This window comes from Frankia sp. CgKIO3 (assembly GCF_977946435.1).
This window is the reverse complement of the sequence record NZ_CDWTMO010000010.1, coordinates 8,957-35,720: the sequence shown is the minus strand read 5'-3', so window position 1 is coordinate 35,720 and position 26,764 is coordinate 8,957. Positions and strand designations below refer to the sequence as shown.

Below are 26,764 nucleotides of genomic sequence, written 5' to 3'. Positions count from 1 at the left end.
ATGAGGGAATTTCGGCGGCTGACGGGGGTAGACAAACGTGGCTATCTTAGGTTAACTTAACTTAAAGTAAAGAGCACCTAAGTCGCGGACTGAGATCCAAGGAGACGGCACCTCATGTCGACCAACCCGTTCGATGACGAAAAGGGCAGCTTCTATGTCCTGGTCAATGTCGAGGGCCAGCACTCGCTGTGGCCGACATTCGCGCCTGTGCCGGCCGGGTGGACGACGGTGCACGGAGCCGCGAGCAGGTCGTCCTGCCTGGAGTACGTCGAGGCCAACTGGACGGATCTGCGCCCGGCCAGCCTGATTGCCCGGATGGGCGCCGACCGCCCGCCCGCCGGCCGCCGGGAGACGGATGCCCCGGCTACGCAGGGCAGCGGCGACGGCGTCGGCGCCGGCGCGTCCCGATGACGGCGCCGGTGGTCTACCGCGAACGGACGGTGCCGCTCGCCGGTGATCTGCTGGCGGCGGCGGCGCGGTTCGCCCGCCATGCCGCGGCGCCGGTCACCGTCTACGAGCGGGACGGCGAGTGGCACTGCGGTTCGGGCGCTCTGGCCGAGGCCGTCGTGTACTGGGACGAGATCCGCTACCGCGCGGGCGGGGACTGGCGGGTCGAGTTAGTCGACGGCGCTCCGCTGCGCACCCTGGCCCGCGTCCTGGCGGCGCTCCCGGTCGCCGGCTGGCGGGCGTGCGGCTGGGCCGGCTTCGAGCTCGGTCCCCGGGCGCTCGGGCTGCCCGGGCCGGTCATCCCCGACCCGCTCATCCACCTGGTCATCCCGGCCCGCGAGGCGCGGCTGTCGGCGACCGGCGCGCTGCTGCGCGCGGCCGAGGAGGCTGATCTGGACGCACTCGCCGAGACCCTCGGCGGTGCGGCCGCCGACGAGCCGGGCGAACCCCGGCCGCTGGCCAATCTCGACCACGACGCCGACGACTACCGGCGGATGGTCGCGCGGGCCGTCGAGGACATCCAGGCCGGCCGGCTGCGCAAGGTGATCCTCTCTCGGGTCGTCCCCGTCGACGGCGAGATCGACCTGGTCGCGACCTACGAGCGGGGGCGGCGCGGCAACACGCCGGCCCGTTCCTTCCTGCTCGATCTGGACGGCCTGCGCGCGATCGGGTTCAGCCCGGAGACCGTGGTCGAGGTCGACGCCGACGGCCGGGTCTCCACCCAACCGCTGGCCGGCACGGCCGCGTTCGACGGCGGGGACGGAGACCGGGCCCGGCGGGAGGCGCTGCTACGCGACCCGAAGGAGATCTACGAGCACGCCGTGTCCGTCCAGGCGGCCCAGGACGAGCTCCGGCCGCTGTGCGCGCCGGGCACGCTGGTCGTGGACGAGTTCATGACCGTCCTCGAGCGGGGCAGCGTGCAGCACCTGGCCTCGCGGGTCAGCGGCCGACTCGCCGCCGGCCGGGACTGTTGGGACGCGCTGGCCGCCGTCTTCCCGTCCATCACGGCGACCGGCGCGCCGAAGGACGCCGCCTGCGCGGCGATCCGGCGCTACGAGCCGTCGCCGCGCGGCCTCTATAGCGGCGCCGTGATCAGCGCGACCTCGGACGGCGCCCTCGACGCCGCCCTCGTCCTGCGGACGGCGTTCCAGCACGACGGCCGGACCTGGCTGCGGGCCGGGGCCGGCGTCGTCGGGACGTCGCGCCCGGAACGGGAGCTGGAGGAGACGCGCGAGAAGCTACGCAGCGTCAGCCGCTTCCTCGTGCCGGCCGTGCCGGCCCAGCCGGCCCGCCCGGTCCCGGCGGCGGTCGATGATCTGGAAGCGCTCGGCGATCTCGAAAGGCTCCGGCGCACCGTCGCCGAGCTGCTCGGGGAGGATCCGGCCGAGCTCGGGGACGACGACAACCTCTTCGAGCGGGGCCTCGAGTCGATCGCGCTGATCCGGGCGATCGGGGGCTGGCGGCGGGCCGGCATCAAGGTCAACTTCGCGGAGCTGGCCGAGCCCCCGACCCTGGACGGCTGGTTCAAGCTGCTGGCCGGAAGGCAACCCGCCGTCATGCTCCAGCCCGGGAGCGAGGAACCCGCGAGCGAGCCGGCCCCGCCCGCACCGGTGGCCGTCGCGCCGGCCGAGGCTGACGGCGCCGAGTTCCCGTTGGCGCTCATGCAGCACGCCTACTGGATCGGGCGCGGCGACGGGCAGCCCTACGGCGGCGTCGCCGCGCACCTCTACACCGAGTTCGATGGGAACGCCCTCGATCCGGCCCGGCTGGCCGCCGCGATCGAGCGGCTCATCGAGCGGCACGAGGCGCTGCGGACCCGGATCACCGACAACGGCGGCCAGGTCGTCGAACCGGCGCCCGGCTGGCGCGGCCTGATCGTCCACGACCTGCGCGACCTGGACGAGGACGCCGCCGCCACCCGGCTGGCCGCCGTCCGCGACCAGTTATCCCACCAGATGCTCGACATCGAACGGGGGGAGGTCTTCTCGACCGCGCTGAGCCTGCGGCCCGACGGCACGACCCGCTTCCACCTCGACGTCGACATGGTCGCCGCCGACGCGGTCAGCTACCGCGTGCTGCTGGCCGACCTGGCCGAGGAGTACGGGTGCCCGGACGAGGTCGCGCCCGCGCTGGCTTACAGCTACCGCCGCTACCGGGCGGAACGCGACGCTCTCCCGCGCGCGGCGGCCGAGCGGGCCCGGCGCGCCTGGCTCGACCGCCTGTCCGGCGTGCCCGGGGCGCCCCAGCTCCCGCTGGTACCGAGCCTCGGCGCCCCCGGCGAGCCTGGCGGACCGCCCCGGGTTTCCCGGCGTCACTTCCAGCTACCGCCACCCGCCCGCGAGGCCCTCGGTCGGGCGGCCCACCGGCACGGCATCACCCCGGCCATGGCCGTCGCGACCGCGTTCGCCGAAGTGCTCGGCGGCTGGAGCGCGCAGTCGCGCTTCCTCCTCAACGTCCCGCTGTTCGACCGCGAGCAGCTCCACCCCGACGTCAACCGGATCGTCGGCGACTTCACCAGCTCGGTTCTGCTGGAGATCGACCTGACCGACCGCATTCCGTTCGTCGAGCGGGCCCGCCGGATCCAGACCCGGCTGCACGCTGACGCTGCCCACGCCGACTACTCCGGCGTCGAGGTGCTCCGCGCCCTGGGCCGCCACCGGGGCGAACCGGTGCTCGCGCCGGTCGTGTTCACCAGCGCGCTCGGCCTCGGCGAGCTGTTCGATGCCTCGGTGCGCCGGGAGTTCGGCCAGCCGGTGTGGATCATTTCGCAGGGCCCGCAGGTCCTGCTTGACGCCCAGGTCACCGAGCTTGACGGGGGCCTGCTGGTCAACTGGGACGTCCGTGAGGACACGTTCGCTCCCGGCGTCGTCGACGCGATGTTCACCGCGTTCGAACGGCTCGTGCGGGGTCTGGCCGACCCCAGCCCGGCCGGCCCCGGCCCGGCGCCAGCCACGGACGGCACGGCCTGGGACCAGCCCGTCGACGGCCTCCTCGGCGAGTCCACCCGGACGGTGCGACGCCGGGTCAATGCGGTCGAGGGACCGGCGTCCACCCGCCTGCTCCACGAGGAGTTCTTCGCGGCGGCGGCGCGGCGTCCGGACGCGCTCGCGCTGCTGTGGGACTCAGCGGCCGGCGGCGGCGAGTCGCCGGTGCGCCGGTCGCTGTCCTACGGCGAGCTGGCCGCCCGGGCGACGGCGGTGGCCGGCGCCCTCGCCGCCCGGGGCGTGCGGCCGGGGGACCTGGTCGGCGTCAGCTTGCCGAAGGGACCGGACCAGGTCATCGCCGTCCTCGGCGTGCTGGCGGCCGGGGCGGCCTACGTGCCGGTCGGGATGGACCAGCCGCCGGCCCGGGTCGCGCGGATCGTCGCCACCGCCGGCTTCCGCACGGTCATCACCACGCCGTCCGCGGCGTCATCCGCAGCGCCTCCCGGGCCGGACTGGCCAGCCGGGGTGTCCCCGCTCACCCTCGACGACGCGCTCGCCGCCGGCCCGTCCGCCCCGCCCGGCACACTCACGTTGAGCGCGGCCGACGATCCCGCCCGCCTGGACGAACCGGCCTACGTTCTGTTCACCTCGGGCTCGACCGGTCAGCCGAAGGGAGTCGAGGTCGGCCACCGGGCCGCGATGAACACCATCGACGACCTGGTCGACCGGCTCGGCCTCGGCCCGGGCGACCGGACGCTGGCCGTCTCGGCCCTCGACTTCGACCTGTCGGTTTTCGACATCTTCGCCCCGCTGTCATCCGGCGGCGCGGTGGTGATCGTGGACGAGGAGTCCCGCCGCGAGGCCGCCCGCTGGGCCGAGCTTATCGCGGCCCACAGCGTCACGATCCTCAACTGCGTGCCGGCCGTGCTGGACCTGGTCCTGGCCACCGGGGTGCCGCTGGGCGCCAGCCTGCGCGCGGTGCTTCTGGGCGGTGACCGGGTCGGCGTCGACCTGCCCGGCCGGCTCGAGGCGGCCGTCCCCGGCTGCCGGTTCCTCGGGCTCGGCGGCACGACCGAGACCGCCATCCACTCCACCGTGTGCGAGGTCGTCGGGGGTGGGCCGGTGCCGCCCGAATGGCGCTCGGTGCCCTACGGCACCCCGCTGCGCAACGTCCGGCTGCGCGTGGTCGACGCCCTGGGCCGCGACTGCCCCGACCACGTCGCCGGCGAGCTGTGGATCGGCGGGGCCGGCGTCGCCCGCGGCTACCGGGGTGACCCGGAGCGCACGGCCGACCGGTTCGTCACCCACGGCGGCGAGCGCTGGTACCGCACCGGCGACCTCGCCCGCTACCTCCCGGACGGCACCGTCGAGTTCCTGGGCCGCCGCGACCACCAGATCAAGATCAGAGGCTTCCGGGTGGAGCTGGGGGAGATCGAGGCGGCGTTCGCCTCGCTGCCCGGCGTCCGGGCCGGGGTGGCCGTGCTGACCGGCGGCGCGGAGCTGACCGGCGGCGCGGACGGGCGTCCGAGCGCGCTCGGGGCCGTCGTCGTTCCGGATGCGGGGGAGGGCCCGGTTGACCCTGCCGACCCGGTTGACCCGGCGGCGGTCCGGGCCGGCCTGCGGGCCGTCCTGCCGCCGCACATGGTGCCCGACCGGGTCGTCGCGGTGGCCGAACTCCCGCTGAGCGCCAACGGGAAGATCGACCGTAAGGCGGTCGGCGCCATCCTCGAACGCGATCTCGACGGAACGCGGCCGGCCGCGGCCCCGCCAGGATCCGACCTGGAACGGGTAATCCTCTCGGTCTGGCGGGAGGCGCTGGGCCTCGACGAGTTCGGGGTCACCGAGGAGTTCTTCGCCCTCGGTGGCGACTCCGTGCTCGCCACCGCCGTGGTGGCCCGGCTGCGCGACGAGCTCGACACCGGCGACGTGTCGGTCCGAATGCTGTTCGGCGCGCCGACGGTCGCCGCGCTCGCGCGGGACCTGCGCGCGGCCGAGCCCACGCCCGGGCGGCTCGACCGCGTCGCGGCGATCGCCTGGGAGATCGCCGGCCTCTCCGACGACGAGATCGAGGAGCGGCTGCTCGGCCCGGCCGATCCCTCCGGCGCGACCGCCGCCGCCGGGACCGAACGGTGAGCGCCCCGCCGGTCACCGGTCCGCCAGTCGAGCCGGGAGCGGCGGACGGCTGGGTCCGCTGGCCGGACGAGTTCGCTCGCCGCTACGTGGACGAGGGCTACTGGCGGGGCGCCCCGCTCGGCGATCGTCTCCGGGCCTGGGCCTGCCGGTCTGGCTCGGCCACCGCCGTCGTGGCCGGTCCGCCGGCCCGGCCGGTCCGGCTCTCCTACGCCGACCTCGACCGGGCCGCCGATGACCTGGCCGCCGGCCTCGCCCGGCTCGGCCTCGCCCCCGGCGACCGCGTCCTGGTCCAGTTGCCCAACCGCGCCGAGTTCGTGACGCTGCTGTTCGCGCTGCTCCGGCTGGGCTCGATCCCGGTGCTCGTGCTGCCCGCGCACCGCCGGGTCGAGATCGAGCACCTGGCCCGGCTGTCCGGCGCCGTGGCCTACGCCATCCCGGACACGCACGAGGGTTTCGATCATCGGGCGCTGGCCCAGGAGATCGTCGCCACGGTCCCGTCGGTGGGTCATGTGCTGGTGGCCGGTGAGGCCGGTCCGTTCACCGGCCTCGACGCCGTAGCGGCGGCCGGGGCCGCCGCTCGGGCCGGCGGGCAGGCCGCGCCACCACCGGTGCCCGAGCCGGCCGGCGTCGCGGTGCTGCTCATCTCGGGCGGCACGACCGGCAAGCCCAAGCTTATCCCGCGCACCCACTGGGACTACGCGTACAACGCGGAGGCCAGCGCCCGGCTGTGCGGGCTGACCAGCGACGACGTCTACATGGTCGCGCTGCCCGCCGCGCACAACTTCCCGCTGGCCTGTCCGGGCATCCTGGGAGCGCTCGGCGTCGGCGCGACGGTGGTCCTGGCGCCATCCCCCAGCCCCGAGATCGTCTTCGAGCTCATCGCCCGGGAACGGGTCACGGTGACCGCCCTCGTCCCGGCCCTGGCCCGGATCTGGGTCGACGCCGCCGGATGGGAGGGGCCGGACACCGCCAGCCTGCGCCTGCTCCAGGTCGGGGGCGCCCGCCTGGACGCCGAGCTGGCCCGGCGCATCCCGACGGTCCTCGGCCCGCGCGTTCAGCAGGTCTTCGGCATGGCCGAGGGGCTGCTGAACTACACCCGCCCGGACGAGGACGACGAGCTCGCCTTCACCACCCAGGGCCGCCCGCTCGCGCCCGCCGATGAGATCCGGATCGTCGACCGCGACGGCGCCGACGTGGCGCCCGGCGAGATCGGCGAGCTGTGGACCCGCGGCCCCTACACCGTGCGCGGCTACTACCGGGCCGTCGAGCACAACGCGACCGCGTTCAGCCCCGACGGCTTCTACCGCACCGGCGACCTCGTCCGGCTGACGGCCAGCGGCAACCTGGTCGTCGAGGGACGGCTCAAGGACGTCATCAACCGGGGCGGCGAGAACGTCTCCGCCACCGAGCTCGAGGAGCACCTGCTCGCCCACCCGTCGATCGCCCAGGCCGCCGTCATCGCAGCGGCGGACGAGCAGGTCGGCGAGAGCGTCCGCGCGGTGGTCGTCCCGAGGCCCGGGGCGACGCTGACCCTCAAGGCGGTCAAGGCGTACCTGCGCGAGCGCGGGCTGGCCCGCTTCATGCTCCCCGACCTGCTCACGATCGTCGACAGGTTACCGCTCATCCCCGTCGGAAAGATTGACAAGCGGGAGCTGCGCCGCCGTCTCGGTTAGCGCCGCCGGGCGACGGCGCGGGCGCGGGCCCTCAGCCACGCCCGCCTCCCCTAGGCCGTATCGGAAGCCGCACCGCTGGAAGCCGCACCACTGGAAGGACGTGCATCGTGGCGAGTCCCGACTCCGCGCAGCGCAAGCGCGAGCTGCTCCGCCGCCGGCTGGCGGCCGAGCGACTGACGCGCGAGCCAGCCAGCGGCGCCGGCCCTCGGCCGCGACGGGAGCCCGGCCGGGGCTACCCGGCCAGCCCGGGACAGCGCCGGATGTGGTTCCTGTCGCGGCTCGACCCGGGCAGCGCCGCTTACACGATCTCAGCCGGGTTCGAGCTGACCGGCCCGCTCGACGTCGATGCGCTGCGCCGGGCGCTGCTCTCCGTCGCCCGCCGGCACGAGATCCTCCGCACGACCTACCGGGTCACCCCGGACGGGCAGCTCGAGCAGGTGCTCCGGGACGACATCGAACCGGCGTGGCTCAGCGTGGACCTGACGACCGTGCCCGCCGAGGAGCGGGAGGAGCGCGCACGGGAGATCGCGCTGCGCGCGGCCCGGCGCCCGTTCGACCTCACCGCCGAATCGCCGCTGCGGGTCACCGTGCTGCGCCACGGCCCGCTCCGGCACCTGCTCGCGGTGGCCGCCCACCACATCGCCTGGGACGACGTGTCCTGGGACATCTTCTTCGGTGACCTGCTGGCCGCCTACGACCGCCGGGACGGCGACGGCCCGCCCGCCACCGTCTCGTTCATCGACGCGGCGGGGCCGGCAGCCGAGACGGCTGCCCGCCCGGCCGGGCGGGCCTACTGGCGGGAACGGCTGCTCCCGCTGGCCGATCCGGTACGCCTGCCCGAGCCGAGCCCAGATGACCCGCAGCCGGGCCAGCCGCAGCCGGCCGACCCGCCGGCCGGCCGTCGGCGCGACGCGGGCCGGCAGGTCGTCCATCACGCCCCGGCCGAGCTGGCCGGCCAGGTGCGGGCGTTCGCCGCCCGGCACGGCGCGACGCCGTTCGTGGTGCTGCTCGCCGCCTACGCGGCCCTGATCCACCGGGCCACCGGCGCCACCGACATCACCGTCGGCTCGCCTGTCGTCAACCGGGACGGCGCCGGGACCGACGGCGTCATCGGCTACTTCGGCAACACCATCTGCCTCCGGCTCACCGTCGGCCCGGCCGACACGTTCACCGAGCTGGTCGCCCGGACCCGCGAGGTGTGCCGGGGCGCCCTCGCGCACGCCGACGTCGACCTGGCCGACGTCGCGCGCGAACTCAACCCGGACCGCTCCGACGGCGTGTCCAGCCTGTTCAGCACGATGTTCGCCGTCCGCTCGCCGGCCGCTGCCGCCCTCCACCGCACTGACCAGGACGGCCGGGACCTGCGCGGCGAGCGCCGCTCGCTGCCTAACGGCACCGCCCAGTTTCCGCTGATGGTGGTGGCCGAGTTCGGCGGGGACGGCGGCTTTGGCCCGCTCGAGTTGGAGACGACCTACCAGCCGGGCTCGGTGTCGGCGGCGTTCGCCGGCTCGGTGGGCCCGCGGCTGGAGCGGCTGCTGGCCCGGGCGCTGGCCGAGCCCGGCACGGCGATCGGCCCGATCGACCTGCTCGGCTCGGCCGAGCGTGACCGGGTGCTGGTCGACTGGAACGACACCGCCGGGCCCAGCCCGACCGAGCCGTGGGTGGCGCTGTTCGCCGCTCGGGCCGCGGCCAGCCCCGACCGGACGGCGCTGGTCACCGCCGAGCGGACCCTGACCTACGGTGAGCTCGCGGCGGCGGCCGACGCCTTCGGGCGCCGGCTGGCCAGGCGCGGCGCCCGGCCCGGTTCCATTGTCGGGATCGCGCTGCCCCGCTCGGTCGACCTGGTCGTCGCGCTCGCCGGCGCCGCCCGGGCCGGCGCCGCCTACCTCCCGATCGACCCCGACTACCCGGCGGACCGGATCGCGTTCATGATCGAGGACGGGGCCCCGTCGGTGCTGGTCACCACGAGAGCGCTCGCCGCGCGGCTGCGGGTCGCGCCCGGGACGCGGCTCGTCCTGATCGACGAGCCCGAGCCCGAGGCCGACGCCGAGCCCGACGCCGAGGCCGAGCCCGACGCCGAGGCCGAGCCCGACGCCGGCGCCGCGGCGGTGCCGGCCGCTGGATCGTGGCCGCCCGCCGTCGACGCGGACAGCCCGGTCTACGTGATCTACACGTCGGGTTCGACCGGCCGGCCGAAGGGCGTCCTGGTCGGCCACCGGTCCCTGGCGAACTTCCTGTCGTCGTTCGCCGAGACCGTGGGTATCGGGCCAGCCGACCGGGTCCTGGCCGCGACCACGCTGGGCTTCGACCCGAGCACGGTCGAACTGCTCGCCCCGCTGACCGTCGGCGCCTCGATCCATCTCGTCGAGGGCGGGGCGGCCCGCGACCCCTCGGAGCTGGCCCGGCTGCTGACCGCGGGCGCGGTGACGCTGGCCCAGACGACCCCATCGCGCTGGCGATCCATCCTTGACGCGGCTGCTGGGCCCTACCCGCGGGTGCGGGTCCTGTGCGGCGGCGAACCGCTGCCGGCCGACCTCGCCCGCGAGCTCACCGCCCGCGCGGAGAGCCTGACCAATCTGTACGGGCCGACCGAGACGACGGTCTGGGCGACGACCGGCCCGGTGCGAAGCGCCGACCGTGGGCGGCCGACGGTCGGCCGCCCACTGCGCAACACCCGGGCCTACGTGCTGGACGGCGCTCTCATGCCGGTACCGCCGGGCGTCGTCGGCGAGCTGTACCTTGCCGGCGCGGGCGTCGCCCACGGCTACCTGGCTCGGCCGGCGCTGGGTGCGTCCCGTTACGTCGCCAGCCCGTTCGGGACCGGCGAGCGGATGTACCGGACCGGCGACCTCGCCCGGTGGACGGCTAGCGGCGAGCTGGTCCTGGCCGGCCGCTCGGACGATCAGGTCAAGGTCCGCGGCTTCCGGGTCGAGCCGGGTGAGATCGAGGCGGTGCTCGACCGCCACCCGGCGGTCGCCCGCTGCGCCGTGGTCGTCCGCGAGGACGGGCCGGCCGGCCGGGCGCTGGTCGCCTACGTCATCCCAGCCGGGGCGGCAGCGGACGAAGCCGGCAGCGGGGCGCTCGCGGCGGCGCTGCGCGCCCACGTGGCGGCGGCGCTGCCCGACTACATGGTGCCGGCGGCCTTCGTAGCGCTGCCCGCGTTGCCCACCACCCCCGGCGGGAAGCTGGATCGCCGCGCGCTGCCCGCGCCCGATTTCCGGGCGGCGGCCCGGTCCGGCCGGGCTCTGCCTGCTCGGGCTCCGGCCACCCGGACCGAGGAGGTCCTGCGGGACGTCTTCGCGGCCGTGCTCGGCCAGCCCGACGTCGGCGTCGACGACTCGTTCTTCCAGCGGGGCGGCGACAGCATCCTGGCTTTCGCCGTGGTCACCCGGGCGGCTGCCGCCGGCGTGACGGTCGAGCTGGCCGACGTGTTCGCCGCGCCGACCGTCGCCGGCCTGGCCGCAGCGGCGGACGCCTCGGCCCCCGCGAACCAGGCGCTTTCAGAGCAGGCGCCTTCAGACCAGACGCCCGTGGGCTTGGCGCCCGTGGGCTTGGCCCCGGTCGACCCGGCGGACCTGGCCCGCTGGCGGGAGCGGCTGCCCGGCCTGACCGAGGTCTGGCCGCTGTCGCCGTCGCAGGCGGGGATGCTGTTCCACCGCCTCGTCGACGGGGACGACACGCCGGACGTCTACGTCATCCAGTTCGTCCTCGACCTGCGCGGCGACGCCGACGTCCTCGACCCTGAACGCCTGCGCGCGGCGTCGCGGGAGCTCGTCGCCCGGCACGACCTCCTGCGCGCCGCCGTCCTGGCCGACGGCGCCGCCCCGGCCCAGGCCATCCTGGACCGGGCCGAACCGGAGTGGACGATCGTCGACCTCTCCAGCTGGCCGGCCGCCGAGCGGTTGGCCGAGGCCGAGCGGCTGGTCGTGGCCGACCGGGCGGCGCGCTTCGATCTGACCACGCCGCCGCTCATCCGGTTCCTGTGGGTCCGCACCGGAGCGGACAGCGCCCGGCTGGCGGTCTGCGCCCACCACGTCATCCTGGACGGCTGGTCGCTGCCGCTGGTGCTGCGGGAACTGTTCACGCTGGCCGCCGATGCCGATGCCGATGCCGATGCAGCCCCGCCGCCCCGGCCGCCCGCCGTCCGCTCGTACTCGGACTACCTGTGCTGGCTGCGGGCCCAGGATCGGGACGCCGCCCGCGCGGCCTGGCGGACCGAGCTGGCCGGCCTCGAGGGGCCGACCCTACTGGCCGCCGGCGGCGGCCACCGCGCCACGCCGGCGAGCGAGACGACCCCGAGCCCGGCCGCCGTCGACCGCGAGGCCAGCCCCGAGCTGGCCGCCCGCCTGGCCACGCTCGGGCGCGAGCGGGGACTGACGCTGAGTACCGTCCTGCGGGCGGCCCACGCGGTCCTGCTGGCCCGGGCAGCCGGCCGCGACGACGTCGTGTTCGGGGCGGCGACCGCCGGCCGGCCGGCGGCGCTGACCGGGGTCGAGGCCATGATCGGCCTGTTCGTCACCACCATCCCGGTTCGGGCCACCGTGACCGCCGGGGGGACGTTCGCCGCGCTGATGGCCGAGCTCCAGGCGGCCCAGGGCCGGCTGTTCGCCCACGAGCACCTCGGCCTGGCCGACATCCAGGCGCTGGCCGGCCAGGGGGATGCCTTCGACACCCTGCTCGTCCTGGAGTCCTACCCGTTCGCGGCGGCCACGCTGATCCCGCCGGGCGGCCCAAGGCTGGCCGCCGTCGACGGCCACGACGCCACCCACTACGCGCTGACCATCCGGGTGATCCCCGGCGACCGGTTGCGGCTCACCTTTGGCTACCAGCGCGGCGTCCTCGACGACGCGACCGTCGCCGGCCTGGCCGACCGGATGCTCGCGCTGCTCGAGGAGATCGCCACCGATCCCGACCGGCCGATCGGCGCCGTCGCCGCCCTGCCCACGGCCGAGCGGAGCCGGGCCGCCCTCCTCCCGCCGCCGCCGGCACCTGGGTGGGGCGCCGGCGCCACCCTGCCCGAGCTGTTCGAGGCCCAGGCCCACCGGACCCCGGACGCGGTCGCGCTGCGCTGGCGCGACGCCGAGCTCACCTACGCCGAGCTGGACGCGCGGGCCAACCGGCTCGCCCGCCTGCTCGCGGGGCGGGGCGTCGGCCCGGAGTCGGTCGTGGCGGTCGCGCTGCCCAGGTCGGCCGACCTGGTCGTGACGTTGCTGGCCGTCCTCAAGGCCGGCGGCGCGTACCTGCCGGTCGATCCGGCCTACCCGGCCGACCGGATCGCGTTCATGCTGCGCGACGCCGCGCCGGTCTGCGCGGTGACCACCATCGAGACCCGCGCGGCGCTGCCGGCCCGGGCGGGCGTGCCCCTGATCGCGCTGGACGACCCGCTGGTCGGGGCGGCGCTGGCCGAAGCGCCGGCCACCCCGCCGGACGGGGCGGGGCGGGCGCGCCCGGACAACCTCGCCTACGTCATCTACACCTCCGGCTCAACCGGCCGCCCGAAGGGCGCGCTGATCCCGCACCGCAACGTGGTGCGCCTGTTCGCCGACACCCGGGATCTCTTCCGCTTCGACGCCTCCGACGTCTGGACGCTATTCCACTCGGTGTCGTTCGACTTCTCGGTGTGGGAGCTGTGGGGGCCGCTGCTGCACGGCGGCCGGCTCGTCGTGGTCGACCACGACGTCTCCCGCTCGCCCGAGCAGTTCCTCGACCTGCTGCGGCGGGAGTCCGTCACCGTCCTCAACCAGACGCCGTCGGCCTTCGGCGCGCTGCGGGCGGCCGAGCAGGAGGCCGGACGGTCTGACCTCAGCCTCCGTCTGGTGATCTTCGGTGGCGAGGCGCTCGAGCTCGGCCGACTGGCCCCCTGGTACGAGCGCCACCCGGACGGCGCACCGACTTTGGTCAACATGTACGGGATCACCGAGACCACGGTGCACGTCACGTACCTGCCGCTGGACCGGGCCGGCGCGGCCGATGCCGCCGCCGACCGCCGGAGCGTGATCGGCGAGCCGCTGCGCGGCCTGCGCGCACGGCTCCTCGACCGCCACCTCGCCCCGGTCCCGCCGGGCGTCCCGGGGGAGATCTACGTCAGCGGCGTCCAGCTCGCGCGGGGCTACCTGGGCCGCTCCGGCCTGACCGCCACCCGGTTCGTGGCCGACCCCTACGGCGAAGACGGCGACCGGATGTACCGCACCGGCGACCTGGCCCGGCTGGGCCCGGACGGCTCGCTGGAGTATCTGGGCCGGGCCGACGACCAGGTCAAGATCCGCGGTTTCCGGATCGAGCCGGGCGAGATCGAGGCGGTCCTGGCCGCCGATCCGGCGGTGGAGCGGGCCGTGGTCGTCGCCGGGGAGGACAGCGCCGGCCGGCGCCGGCTGGTCGCCTACGTCGTCCCCCGGGCGGGCGGGCGCGTCGACGGGCCGGCGCTGCGGCACCGGGCCGCCGCCGCGCTGCCCGACTTCATGGTCCCGGCCGCGGTCGTCGCGTTGGACGCGCTGCCGCTGACCGGCAACGGGAAGCTCGACCGAGCCGCCCTGCCGGCTCCCGGCCTGACCACCGCGACTTCGGGACGGTCGGGCGCCACCGACCTGGAGCGGACGCTGTGCGCGGTGTTCGCCGCCGTGCTCGGCGCCGACCGGGTCGGCGCCGACGACGACTTCCTCGCCCTCGGCGGCGACAGCATCATCGCGATCCAGCTGGTCAACCGGGCCCGCCGCGAAGGCGTCGGGCTCACCCCGCGCGAGGTCTTCGTCCAACGGACGCCGGCCGCGCTGGCGGCGCTCGTCGCCGGCCGCGCCACGGCCGAGACCGTCGAGACCCGCGAGACCCGCGAGACCGTCGAGACCTCGCCCGCCCCGGAGACCTCGCCCGCCCCGGCCGGCCCGCCGGCGCTGGTCAGCGGGGCCGCCGGGCCGGGCGCGGCGGCGACCGGGGTGCTTACACCCCCGCCGATCGTCGCCCGGCTCGCCGACTGGGGCGGTGAGATCCGGCGGTTCAACCAGGCGTTCGTGGCCCGGACGCCGGCCGGCGCCGACGAGGCGACCCTACGGGCCGCGCTCGGCGCGCTGGTCGCGCACCACGACGCCCTGCGGGCCCGGCTGCTGCGGCCCGCGCCGAGCGTGTGGCTGCTCCAGATCGACCCGGCCGGCGACGGCCCGACCGACCCCGAGCTCCTGACCCGGATCGATGTCGCCGGGCTCGGCCCGGCCGCGCTGCGCGCGATGATCGCCGCTGCCTCCGGTTCGGCCGCCGGGCGCCTCGACCCCGACACCGGGACGACGTTGCGCGCGGTCTGGCTCGACGCCGGTCCCACCGAACCGGGCCGGCTGGTGATGGTGGCCCACCACCTCGTCGTGGACGGCGTGTCCTGGCGGATCCTGCTGGCCGACCTCGAGGCGGCCTACGCGGCGGCCCGGGCTGGCCGGCGGCCGGCGCTCGAGCCGGTCGGCACCTCACTGCGCGCCTTCAGCCAGGTGGTCGCCGAACACGCGACCGCCCCGGCCCGCCTCGGCGAGCTGGCCTACTGGCTGGAGACGCTCGCCCCGGGCGCGCGTCCCTTCCCCGAGCCGCCCGGACCGGTCGCCGAAGCCGCCGGGCCCCCGCTCGGCCCAGCGGCCGTCGGCACTGTGGCCGACACCGGGCGACTGGTCGTCGAGCTGCCGGCGGCGGCCACGACCGCCCTGCTCACCGGCGTCCCGGCGGCGACCGGCGCCGAGGTCACCGACGTCCTGCTGGCCGGCTTGCGCATGGCGATCCGGCCCGCCCCGGCGGACGGCGACGGCGACCTCCTGGTCGATCTCGAGCGCCACGGCCGCGAGGAGATCGCCCCCGGACTGGACCTCGCCCGCACCGTCGGCTGGTTCACCAGCATCGCGCCGGTCCGGCTCGCGCCGCCCCGGGCCGGCGCCGGCGCGACGCTGACCGAGGTGACGGCCCGCCTGCGGGCCACGCCCGAGCGCGGCATCGGCTTCGGCCTGCTCCGCTACGCCAACCCGCTCGCCGGCCCGGCCCTGGCCCGGGCCGGACAGCCCCAGGTGCTGTTCAACTACCTCGGTCGCTTCGGCGCCGACCGCCGGGCCGACTGGGGGCCGGCCGAGGAGTTCGACGCGCTGGCCGCCGAGCCCGACCCCGGCCTGGGCGTCGGTTATCCGCTGACCATCGATGTGGTCAGCGTCGAGACCGCCCAGACGTCCCCGGCCGGCGCCGGGCCGGTGCTGCGCGCGACGCTCACCTACCTGACCACCGTGCTGGCGGCGGACGAGGCCGCGCGCATCGCCGACGGCTTCCTCGACGCGCTGGGGGAGCTGGCCTCGCTGGCGCCGGCCGGCGGTCCCGGTCTCGGTCCCGGTTCCGGCCCCGCCGCGCTCGGCCAGCCGGTCGAGCTCATCGCGCTCCCGCCGGCCGAGGCGGACCGGATCGCGCGTACCTTCCCGGCGCCGGTCGAGGACGTCTGGCCGCTCTCGTCGCTCCAGGAGGGCCTGTACTTCCACTCGGCGCTCGACGCGACCAGCGACGCCTACACCGCCCAGTTCTCGTTGGACTTCGACCATCGGCTCGACGCCGGCCGGCTGCGCCGGGCCTGCGCGACCTTCATGGCCCGCAACCCGACCCTGCGCGCCGGCTTCCTCAGCGACGGCCTGTCCCGCCCGGCGCAGGTCATCGCGCGCGACCTGCCCGCCCCGGTCGAGGAGATCGATCTGTCCGGACTGGCCGAGCCCGAGCGGTCGGCGGCGGCCGAGCGGATCGCCGCCGCCGACCGGGCCCGCCCGTTCGACGTGGCGCGGCCGCCACTGTTCCGGCTGATCCTGATCCACCTGGCCGAGGGGCGGTCCCGGCTGGTGATCAACCGCCAGGTGCTGCTGTGGGACGGCTGGTCGGGCGCGCTCGTCGTCGAGGGCCTGCTCGAGCTGTACACCGCCGGGGGCGGCGAGCCGGGGACTGAGTGGGCGGAAGAGCCGGCGTCGACCCCGCCCGCGTCGCGCGGTTCGTACCGCGACTACCTGCTCTGGCTGCGCGAGCGGGACACCGCCGCCGCCGAGCGGGCCTGGCGCTCGGCCCTGGCCGACCTGGCGGGCCCGACGCTGGTGGTGCCGGCGGCGCGGGGCTTGCCGCCGGTCGCCCCGGCCCGGATCACGGCCGAGCTGCCGGCGACGGCGGCCGCCGCGCGGGCCGCCGCCCGCGCCCACGGCGTCACCCTGAACACGATCTTCAACGCGGCGCTCGCGATGGTGCTGGCGGCGACGACCGGTACGGACGACGTCGTGTTCGGCACGACCGTCGCCGGCCGCCCGACCGAGCTCGACGGCATCGACGAGGTCGTCGGGCTGTTCCTGAACACCGTCCCGGTCCGGGTCCGGCTCGATCCGCGCGAGACCGTCGGCGACCTGCTGCGGCGGGTCGCCGAGGCGCGGCTCGACCTGCTCGACCATGAGTATCTGGGCCTCGGTGACATCCAGCGGGCCAGCGGCCACCCGGTGCTGTTCGACACGCTCTACGTCCTGCAGAACTTCATCGACGAGGTGGCGAACGAGGCGACCAGCGCCCGCCACGGGATCATCGGCGGCAGCAGCCTCGACCACACCCACTACCCGCTGACGTTCGTGCTGTTCCCCGGGGCCCGGATCACCGCGCGGCTGGAATACCGGGCGGACGTGGTCGCGGCGGAGCGGGCCGAGGCGCTGTTCGCCCGTCTCCTGGCCATGGTCGGCTCGCTGGCCGGTCACCTCGACGCGCCGGTGGGCTCCCTCGACCCGCTGCTGCCGGCCGAGCGGGCCCGGCTGGACCAGGTCTCGGCCCCGGCGCTGCCGATCGGCACGGACACCGTCGCCGACCTGCTCGCCGCGCGGGCCGCGCGGACCGGCGAGGCGGTCGCGCTGGTCCGCGGCGAGCAGCGGCTGACCTACCGCGACCTGGACGAGCGGGTGAACCGGCTGGCGCGGCTACTGATCGCGCACGGCGCCGGCCCGGAGACGGTGGTGGCGCTCGGGCTCGGCCGGACGGTCGATATGGTTGTCGCCCTGTTCGCCGTCCTGCGCACCGGCGCCGCCTACCTGCCGCTCGAGCTGGACCATCCGCCGGCGCGCCTGATGGAGATGGTGGCCGACGGGCGAGCCGCGCTGCTGGTTACGACCCGGGCTACCGGCCGCTACCTGGCCGGCGGCCCGGACGCCCCCAGCCCGTCGGACGCCGCCGGCGCGTCTGGCGGCCCGAGCTGGCTCGCGTTGGACGAGCGGGCCGTCGCCGCCGAGTTGGCCGCCACCCCGGCCGGCCCGCTGACGGGCGCGGAGCTCGGTGCCTTCGCCCGCGACCGCGCGGATCGGCTCGACCACCCGGCCTACGTCATCTACACGTCCGGTTCGACCGGCCGGCCCAAGGGCGTCGTCACGCCCTACCGCGGGCTGACGAATATGTGGCTCAACCACCGGGACGAGATCTTCACCCCGACGGTGGCGGCGGCCGGCGGGCGGCGCCTGCGGATCGCGCACACCGTCTCCTTCGCCTTCGACATGTCGTGGGAGGAGCTGCTCTGGCTCGTCGAGGGCCACGAGGTGCACATCTGTGACGAGAACCTGCGCCGAGACGCCGAGGGGCTGGTCGCCTACTGCGACCGCCACCGGATCGACGTCGTCAACGTCACCCCGACCTACGCGGCCCACCTGTTCGAAGCCGGCCTGCTGGAGCGGACCGGCTCGGCCAGCGAGGCCGGGCCGGCCACCGGCGGCGACCCCGCGGACGGGCACCGGCCGGCCCTGGTCATGCTGGGCGGGGAAGCCGTGCCCGACTCCGTCTGGACCCGGCTGCGGACCACCGACGGGACGGCCGGCTACAACCTGTACGGGCCGACCGAGTACACGATCAACACCCTCGGGGCCGCGACGGCCGACAGCCCGACGCCGACCGTCGGGCGGCCGATCCGCAACACCTCCGTCTACGTGCTCGACCGCTGGCTGCGCCCGGCCCCGGACGGCGTCGCCGGCGAGCTGTACATAGCTGGCGACGGCCTGGCTCGGGGCTACCTCGACCAGCCCGGCCTGACCGCGGCCCGCTTCGTGGCCGACCCGGTCCGGCCGGGCGGGCGGATGTACCGCACCGGCGATCTGGTGGCCCGCCGCCCCGACGGCAACCTCGACTTCCTCGGCCGCACCGACGACCAGGTGAAGATCCGCGGCCACCGGATCGAGCTCGGCGAGGTCACCGCCGCCCTCGACGGCCACGAGGCGGTCAGCCAGTCCGCCGTGATCGCGGCGGCCGACCCGGCGACGCCGGGCGCGAAGCGCCTCGTCGCCTACGTCGTGCCGGCCGAGCCCTCGCCCGCCGAGGCGGCCGCGATCGAGGCCGACCAGGTCGGCGAGTGGCGTCAGATCTACAGCGACGAGTACGAGCGGATCCCGACCGCCGCGCTCGTCGAGGACTTCGCCGGCTGGGATTCCAGCTACGACGGGCAGCCGATCCCGTTCGAGCACATGCGGGAGTGGCGGGCGGCCACCCTCGACCGCATCCGGGCACTCGCGCCCCGGCGGGTGCTGGAGATCGGCGTCGGCACCGGCCTGCTGCTCGGCCCGCTCGCGCCCGAGTGCGAGGCGTACTGGGGCACGGACTTCGCCGCCCCCGTCATCGCGAAGCTGCGGGCCGAGCTGGCCACCGACCCGGACCGCTTCGGGCGGGTCGAGCTGCGCCACCAAGCGGCCCACCTTACCGACGGGCTGCCCACCGGCTTCTTCGACACGGTCGTCGTCAACTCGGTGATCCAGTACTTCCCGAGCGCCGGCTACCTGGCCTCGGTGCTGCGGGGCGCGCTCGACCTGCTGGCCCCGGGCGGCTCGCTGTTCGTCGGCGACGTCCGGGACCTGGGCCGGTTGCGCGCCTTCCACAGCGCGGTCGAGCTGGCCCGCCCCGGCCCGCGGCCCGGGCCCGACCCGGCTCGGCTCGCGGCCGCCGTCGACCGGCGCCTCCTGCTGGAGAAGGAGCTGGTGGTCTCGCCGGCGTTCTTCCTGGACCTGGCGGCCCAGGCCGATCTCGAGGTGTCGGTCCGGGTCAAGCGGGGGCGCCACCGCGACGAGCTGACCCGGCACCGCTACGACGTGGTGCTGCGCCGACCCGCCCCGGTCGACGGCGCCCGGGCGGTGGAGCCGCTCACCCCGGCCTGGGACGTTCTGGCCTGGGACGTCGACGTGGACAGCGTGGAGGCACTCGGCGCGCTGCTCCGGGGCCGCCTGCCGGAGCGGGTCCGTCTGACCGCGATCCCGGACGCCCGGATCGCCGCCGAACTCGCCGCGGCCGGGTTTTGCGCTGAGGCCGGAGAGGCGGCCGCCGTCGACCCCCACGACGTATACGCGCTGGCCGATGCCCTGGGCTACGAGGCGGCCCTCGCGCCGCGACCCGGCGACCCCGGCCGGCTCGACGCCGTCTTCGTGCGCGGCTCGGGCCGCCCCGCCCTCCCGGTCACCCGGCCGGCGGCCGACCCGGCTGCCCGGCCCGGCCCGGCCACGGCGCGCACGAACGACCCGACAGCCGCCCGCGCCGCCGGCGCGCTTGTCGCCCGCCTGCGCTCCGACCTGGCCGCCGCCCTGCCGGACTACCTGGTCCCGTCGGCGTTCGTGCCGCTGCCGGCCATCCCCCGCAACGCCAACGGCAAGCTCGACGTCGCCGCCCTGCCACCAGCCGAGCCGGTGGCGGCGGCGAGCTCCGGCCGGCCGCCGGCCACGGCGCTGGAGCGCACCCTGGCCGAGCTGTTCGCCGACGTCCTCGGCCTGCCCGAGGTCGGGGTGGAGGACGACTTCTTCGCCCTGGGCGGCCACTCCCTGCTCGCGACCCGGGTGGTCAGCCGGGCCCGGGTCGCGCTCGAGGTCGATCTGGCCATCCGTGACCTGTTCGAGGCACCGACGGTGGCGGCGCTGGCGGCGAAGGCAGCGGGCCGGGCCGAGACCGGGCGCCCGCCGCTGGTCGCGGGGGAGCGGCCCGAGCGGATCCCGCTCTCGCCGGCGCAGCGTCGCCTGTGGCTCGTCGAGGCGCTGGCCGGCGGGAGCGACGCCTACAACTACCCGCTCGCGTTCCGGACCGGCGCCCGCCTCGACGTCGACGCGCTGCGCGCCGCCGTCACCGACCTCCTCGGCCGACACGAGGCCCTGCGCACGGTCGTCGCCGCGGTCGACGGCCAGCCCTACCAGCGGATCCTCGACCCGGTCGCCGCGACCCCCGCCATCGACGTCGTCGAGTGCGGCCCCGACGAGGTGACCGGCCGGATCACCCGGGCGGCGGCCCAGCCGTTCGACCTGGCCGCCGAGGCGCCGCTACGGCTGACCGTGCTGCGCGGCCCGGACGACGACGTGCTGGTCGTCGTTCTGCACCACATCGCGACTGACGAGTGGTCTGACCGGCCGTTCCTGCTCGACCTGGACGCGGCCTACGCCGCCCGGCGGGCCGGGCGCGCGCCGGACTGGGCGCCGTTGCCGGTCCAGTACGCCGACTACACGCTCTGGCAACGCGACCTGCTCGGCGATCCGGGCGTCGACGGCAGCCTGGCCGCCCGGCAGCTCGACTTCTGGCTGGCCGCCCTGCGGGGCCTGCCGGAGGAGATCCCGCTGCCGCTGGACCGGCCGCGCCCGGCCGTACGCGACGGCGCGTCGGGGCGGGCCGCCCGGGTCCTGCGCGGCCCGGTCGCGATCGGGCTGCGGGCGCTGTGCGCGGCGACCGGGACGAGCATGTCGATGCTCGCCTACGCGGCCATCGCGACCCTGTTGCACCGGCTGGGCTCCGGCGACGACATCCCGATCGGCGTACCCGTCTCCGGCCGGGCCGACGCCGCGCTCGACCCGCTCGTCGGCTTCTTCGTCAACACGCTGGTGATCCGGTCCGACCTGACCGGCGACCCGACCTTCCGGGATCTGCTGGGCCGGGCCCGCCGGACCGACCTGGCCGCCTTCGACCACCAGGACCTCCCGTTCGAGGACGTGGTCGCGGCGGTCAACCCGCGCCGGACACCGGGGATTAACCCGCTGTTCCAGGTGATGGCCGGCTACCACCACCTGGCCGACGACGGCCGGGAGCTGCTCGGCGGGCCGGTGACCTGGATCAACCCCGAGGCCGGGACGGCCAAGTTCGACCTGGACGTGACGTTCGTCGACCGGGCCGTCCGCAACGAGATCACCGTGCTGGTCGACTTCGCCACCGATGTCATCGAGCCGGCCGGCGGCGCCCGGCTGGCCGACCGGCTGCTCCGCCTGCTGGCCGAGATCGTCCGTGACCCCGACAGACCGGTCAGCCGGCTGGAGATCGCCGACGAGGAGGAGCGGGCGGCCGCCCTGCGCTGCGCCGCCGGCCCGGAGCGGGCGCTGCCCGGTGACCCCGGTGACCCCGGTGACGCCGCCGGTCCCGGCGGCGCCGGGACGACCGTGCCGGACCTGCTCACCCGGGCCGTGGCCGCCCATCCCGACCGGGTCGCGCTGGTCACCGCCGAGAGCCGGACGACGTTCGCCGAGCTGGCGGCCCAGGTCGGCCGGATCGCGGGCTGGCTTTCCCGGCTGGGCACCCCCCCGGAGGCGGTGGTGGCGCTCGCGCTGCCCCGCGCGCTGACGGTCCCGGCGATCTTCGGTGTGTTGGCGGCGGGCGCGAGCTACCTGCCGATCGACGTCGAGCAGCCGGCGGAGCGGCTGGCGTTCCTGCTGGCTGACGCGGCACCGAGCGTCGTCCTCACCACCCGGGCCTTGGCCGACCGGCTGCCGGCCGTCGCCGCTCCTGTCCTATCGCTCGACGACCCCGCCCTCGACGCCCCCGCCCTTTACAGTCCAGCCGGTCCAGCCGCTGCCTGGCCGGACCCGGCCGGCGCGGCCAGCGTGATCTACACCTCGGGGTCCACGGGTGTCCCCAAGGCGGTCGTCGGCACCCACCGGGGCCTGGTCAACTTGTTCGTCTCCCACGTGGTCGACCTCATCGCGCCGGCCGAGCACGCCGCCGGCCCGGACCGGGACGCTCAGCGGGTACTGCACGCGGCCTCGTTCAGTTTCGACGGCTCGTGGGAGCCGTTGCTGTGGCTGCTGGCCGGGCACGAGGTGCATGTCGTCGACGAGCTCACCGCGCGGGACGCGGCCGCCCTCGTCGACTACATCGAGCGGGCCCGGATCGACGTTCTCGACCTGACCCCGACCTACCTCCAGGAGCTGATGAGCCAGGGGTTCCTCCGGCCGGGGTCCCCCGGCACGACGAGCCACCGGCCGGGCGTGCTGCTGGTCGGCGGCGAGGCCACCCCGCCGCCACTGTGGGAGCGGCTGTGCTCCATCCCCGGGATGGTGGCCCACGACCTGTACGGGCCGACCGAGTACTCGGTCGACGCCTACGGCTGGCACAGCGCCGGCGCTGTGCCAGCGCCGGCCGGCACCGGCCCGGACCCGGGCTGGGCCGCGCCTGTCGCCAACACCCGGGCCTACTTGCTGGACGCCGCTCTGGCGCCGGTCCCGGACGGGGTGGCCGGCGAGCTGTACCTGTCCGGTCCCGGGCTGGCCCGGGGCTACCTGGGCCGCCCCGGCCTGACGGCCGGCCGGTTCGTGGCCGACCCGTTCGGGGCGCCCGGCGCGCGGATGTACCGCACCGGCGACCTCGCCCGCCGCCGGCCCGACGGCTCGCTCGCCTTCCTCGGGCGCGCGGACGATCAGATCAAACTGCGCGGGTTCCGGGTCGAGCCCGGCGAGATCGAACGGGCGCTGGAGGCGGCGCCCGGCGTCGGGACGGCGGCGGTCGTCTTCCGCCCGGACGCCCTGCCCGCGCTCCAGCTCGTCGCCTACCTGGTACCCGGGCCGGGGAGCGGCCCGGACCCGGTCGCGTCGGCCCGGGCCCACGCGGCCCGCGTGCTGCCGGCATACCTGCTCCCGCAGGCGTTCGTCGCGCTGGACCGGCTGCCCCGCACGGTCAACGGCAAGCTGGACCGGGCGGCGCTGCCCGAGCCGCCCGCCCCGGCGCCGGCCGCCGGCCGCCGGCCCCGCGACGCGCGCGAGGAACTGCTGGCCGAGCGGTTCGCGGCCGTGCTCGGCGTCGACCGGGTCGGCCTCGACGATGACTTCTTCGCCCTCGGCGGCCACTCGCTGCTCGTCATGCGGTTGTGCGCGGCGGTCCGGTCGGCGTTCGGCGTGGAGATCACCCCCCGCACGGTCTTCGAGGACCCGACGGTCGCCCGGCTCGCGCGGCTGATGGAGGCGGCCGGCACCGCCCGCCCGGCGGTCAGCCGGCGGCGGCGCCCGGAGAACCCGCCGCTGTCGTACGCCCAGCGGCGCCTATGGGTGATCGGGCAGGTGGAGGGGCCCAGCCCGACGTACAACATCCCGATCACCTGGCGGCTGACCGGGCCGCTGGACGTGCCCGCGCTGCGCGCGGCGGTGAACGACGTGGTGGCCCGGCACGAAGCGCTGCGGACCGTCTTTCCCGCTCCCGACGGCGAGCCCGTGCAGCGGATCCTCGACCCGTCCGGCGCGGAGATCCCGTTCGAGGTGGTCGAGTGGGCGGCCCCGGCCGGCGGCGACCGGCCCGGACCGGAGCCGGGCGGGGACGGCCTGGCGGACCTGCTCGCCGCGGCCGCAGCCTATCCGTTCGACCTCGAGCGCGAGCCACCGATGCGGGTGACCGTCGTCCGGTGCTCGCCGGAGCTGCACATCGCGCAGTTCCTGGTCCACCACATCGCGGCCGACGAGGGCTCCGACCGGCCGCTGGCCCGCGACCTGTCCGTCGCCTACCGGGCGCGGGCCGCGGGCGGCGCGCCGGACTGGGCGCCGCTGCCCGTCCAGTACGTCGACTACACGCTGTGGCAGCGTGCGCGGCTGGGTGACGAGACCGACCCGACGAGTTCCGCCGCCCGATCGCGGGAGTTCTGGCGCCAGGCACTGGCCGGCCTGCCCACCGAGCTGGCGCTGCCGAGCGACCGGCCCCGCCCGGCCGAGCCGAGCCACACCGGCGGGATCGTCGAGCTCTCGCTCGACGCCGACGCCGTCACGGCGCTGCGCGCCGTCGGGCGGGCCCACAACGCCAGCCTGTTCATGGTGCTGCGGGCGGCCGTGGCCACTCTGCTGCACCGGCTGGGCGCGGGCGAGGACATCCCCATCGGCAGCCCGGTGTCCGGCCGGGTCGACGACACCCTCGACGACCTGGTCGGGTTCTTCCTCAACACGGTGGTCCTGCGGACCGACCTGTCGGGTGACCCGTCGTTCGGCGAGCTGCTGGGGCGGGTCCGCGAGAGCGACCTCGCCGCCCTCGACCACCACGACCTGCCGTTCGACCGGGTGGTGGACGCGGTCAACCCGCCGCGGCTGTTGGCCCGCCATCCGCTGTTCCAGGTCATGATCGTGTACCTGGCGGCCTCCGACGCCGTCGACGAGCTGGCCCTCGACGCGGTCAGCGCCCGGCCCGAACCGGTGCGGCGGACCAGCGCCAAGTTCGACCTGTCCTTCGACTTCATCGAACGGGCCGGAGCCGACGGCGGCCTGACCATCGGCGTCGCCTACAGCGACGACCTGTTCGACCGGTCCAGCGCCGATCGGATCGGCGCGCGGCTGCGGGAGCTTCTCGCCGCCGTCGCCGCCGACCCGTCGGCGCCGGTGAGCGGGCTGGAGCTCAGCTGGCCGGCGGCCTTCGCGGTCCCGGCCAGCGCCGACCGGGAGCCGTCGGCGCCGGTCGCCGGCGGCGCGGGCGCGACGGTGTCCGGGCGCGCTCCCGGGAACGACATCGAGGCGACCCTGGTCGCCGCCTTCGCCGCGGTGCTCGGGGCCGAGCGGGTCGGCGTCGAGGAGGACTTCTTCGCCCTCGGCGGCGACAGCATCGTCGCCATGCGGCTGGTCAACCGGATCCGGGCCGCCGGCCTCACCGTGACCCCGCGGCTGCTGTTCGGCCACCGCACGCCCGAGACGCTCGCCACTATTGTCACACGCCGGGCACCGTCCGCTGTCACGCGGCGGGCACCGTCCGCCGCCAACGGGACGGCCCGCGCGCCCGCCGTCGGCGCGGCCGAGCCGGCTTCCGAGCCGGCCGGGATCGTCCTCGTCCCGCCGACTCCGGCGCTGCAGGCGGCGCGCGGCCGCGGGGCGACGTTCTCGTCGTTCTCCTCGCCGGTGCTGCTGCGCGCCCCGGCCGGGCTGGACCTGGCCACGCTCCACGCGATGATCACAGCGGTCGTGGACCACCACGACGTTCTGCGGGCCCGCCTCGTCCGCTTGGACTCACCCGGCGCGTTCCCGGACGGCCTCTTCCCGGACGGCGCGGTGGCGACCGGCGCGGACGGTGGTCCCGCCTGGTCGCTGGCGATCGCGCCGCGCGGCGGCGTCGACGTCCGTCCCTGGGTCCGCCGGATCGACGCCGCCGGCATCGCCGCGAGCGACGGCTTCGACAGCGTGGGCGGCCGAGCGCTGATCTCAGGGCTGGCGGCGGCGGCCAACACCGAACTCGATCCGGACAGCGGGCAGGCCATTCGCTGCGTCTGGCTGGACGCGGGCAGCGAGCGCCCGGGCCGGTTGCTGCTGATTATCCACCATGCGCTGATCGACGGCGTCTCCTGGCCGATCGTGCTGGATGATCTCGCGGCCGCGGCGGGCGCGCTGACGGCGGGCGGGCGGCCCCAGCTCGCGCCCGTCCCGGTCTCGTTCGCCCGATGGGCGCGCCGCCTGGACGAGCGGGCGCGCGCGACCGAGACCGAGGCGCGGCTGCCGTTCTGGTTGGACCTGCTCGGCCGGGCCACGCCGGTGGCCTGGACGGCGGACGTGGCCGGACCGGCCGAGCCGGCCGAGCCGGCCGGACCGGCCCGGGTGGACCAGCCGGAAGCGGTCACCGTGAGCGTGCCGCCGGAGCGGGCGGCCGCGCTGCTGTCGACGGTTCCCGCCACGTTCGGGGTCGGGGTGGACGAGCTCCTGCTCGCCGCGCTGTCCCTGGCCGTGGCCGACCAGATCCGGCCCGGCGCCGCCGGCTCGTCGGGGATGGTCGTGGCCGTCCAGGCCCACGGCCGGCAGGAGCAGATCGTCGACCATCTGGACTTGTCCCGGACGGTCGGCTGGATGGCCGAGATCTACCCGTTCCTGCTCGAGTGGCCGGCCGACGACGGCGCCGCGTTCGGTGCGTGGGCCGTGGACGCCGCCGTGGCGCGGGTGCGCGAGCTCATGACCCAGATCCCCGACGGCGGAACCGATTACAGCATGTTGCGCTTCCTCAATCCGCGGACCGCGCCGGTCCTCTCGGCGGCTCCCCTACCGACGATCTACCTGAACTACGTGGGTCGGTTGGCCCGGGGCGAGGTGGCGGACTGGTCGGTCGCCGCCGAGGACGAGGAGCTTTTCGCCGACTGGAACGCCGAGGCGCCCGATCCATTCCCGCTGAGCCTGATCGTGCGAGCCCTCGACGGCCCGGGCGGCCCCGAGTTGAGCGCGCGGTGGACGGCGGGGCCGGATGGGCCCGGCGCGGCGGTCGTAGGCAACCTCGCGGCCGCGTGGCTACGGGCGCTCGACGCACTCGCCGCCCGCGCCGCGCACCGGGGGGCGGCGAAATCACCGGCAACCGCTTCGGCCGGCCGGAACTAAATCCACATCGCGACCGCCGGTCGGGACCGGCCCGCGGCTGAGGAAAGAG

At 76.0% G+C, this 26,764-nt stretch carries 4 protein-coding genes; all 4 read left to right on the top strand.

From position 1 onward, the window contains the following. Positions 1-114: 114 nt before the first annotated feature. Entirely contained in the window at positions 115-411 is a 297-nt protein-coding gene (locus tag AC08OJ_RS02505) for an MbtH family protein (RefSeq protein WP_476591889.1), read from the top strand. Beyond that, on the top strand, positions 408-5,504 hold the full coding sequence (locus AC08OJ_RS02500) for a salicylate synthase (RefSeq protein WP_476594964.1): 5,097 nt from the start codon (positions 408-410) through the stop codon (positions 5,502-5,504). Before AC08OJ_RS02505 ends, AC08OJ_RS02500 begins: the two co-directional genes overlap by 4 nt. Continuing rightward, the gene (locus AC08OJ_RS02495) at positions 5,501-7,177 is read left to right on the top strand and encodes a (2,3-dihydroxybenzoyl)adenylate synthase (RefSeq protein ID WP_476594963.1); all 1,677 of its coding nucleotides are present in this window, start codon (positions 5,501-5,503) and stop codon (positions 7,175-7,177) included. The genes AC08OJ_RS02500 and AC08OJ_RS02495 overlap by 4 nt, the downstream gene beginning before the upstream one ends. A gap of 107 nt (positions 7,178-7,284) precedes the next feature. Continuing rightward, the gene (locus AC08OJ_RS02490; protein WP_476594962.1) at positions 7,285-26,715 is read left to right on the top strand and encodes an amino acid adenylation domain-containing protein; all 19,431 of its coding nucleotides are present in this window, start codon (positions 7,285-7,287) and stop codon (positions 26,713-26,715) included. Positions 26,716-26,764 lie beyond the last annotated feature (49 nt).

Excerpts from the sequence above, each read along its gene's own strand:
- AC08OJ_RS02500 (WP_476594964.1), top strand. The coding sequence starts at position 408 with ATGACGGCGCCGGTGGTCTACCGCGAACGGACGGTGCCGCTCGCCGGT.
- AC08OJ_RS02505 (WP_476591889.1), top strand. The coding sequence starts at position 115 with ATGTCGACCAACCCGTTCGATGACGAAAAGGGCAGCTTCTATGTCCTG.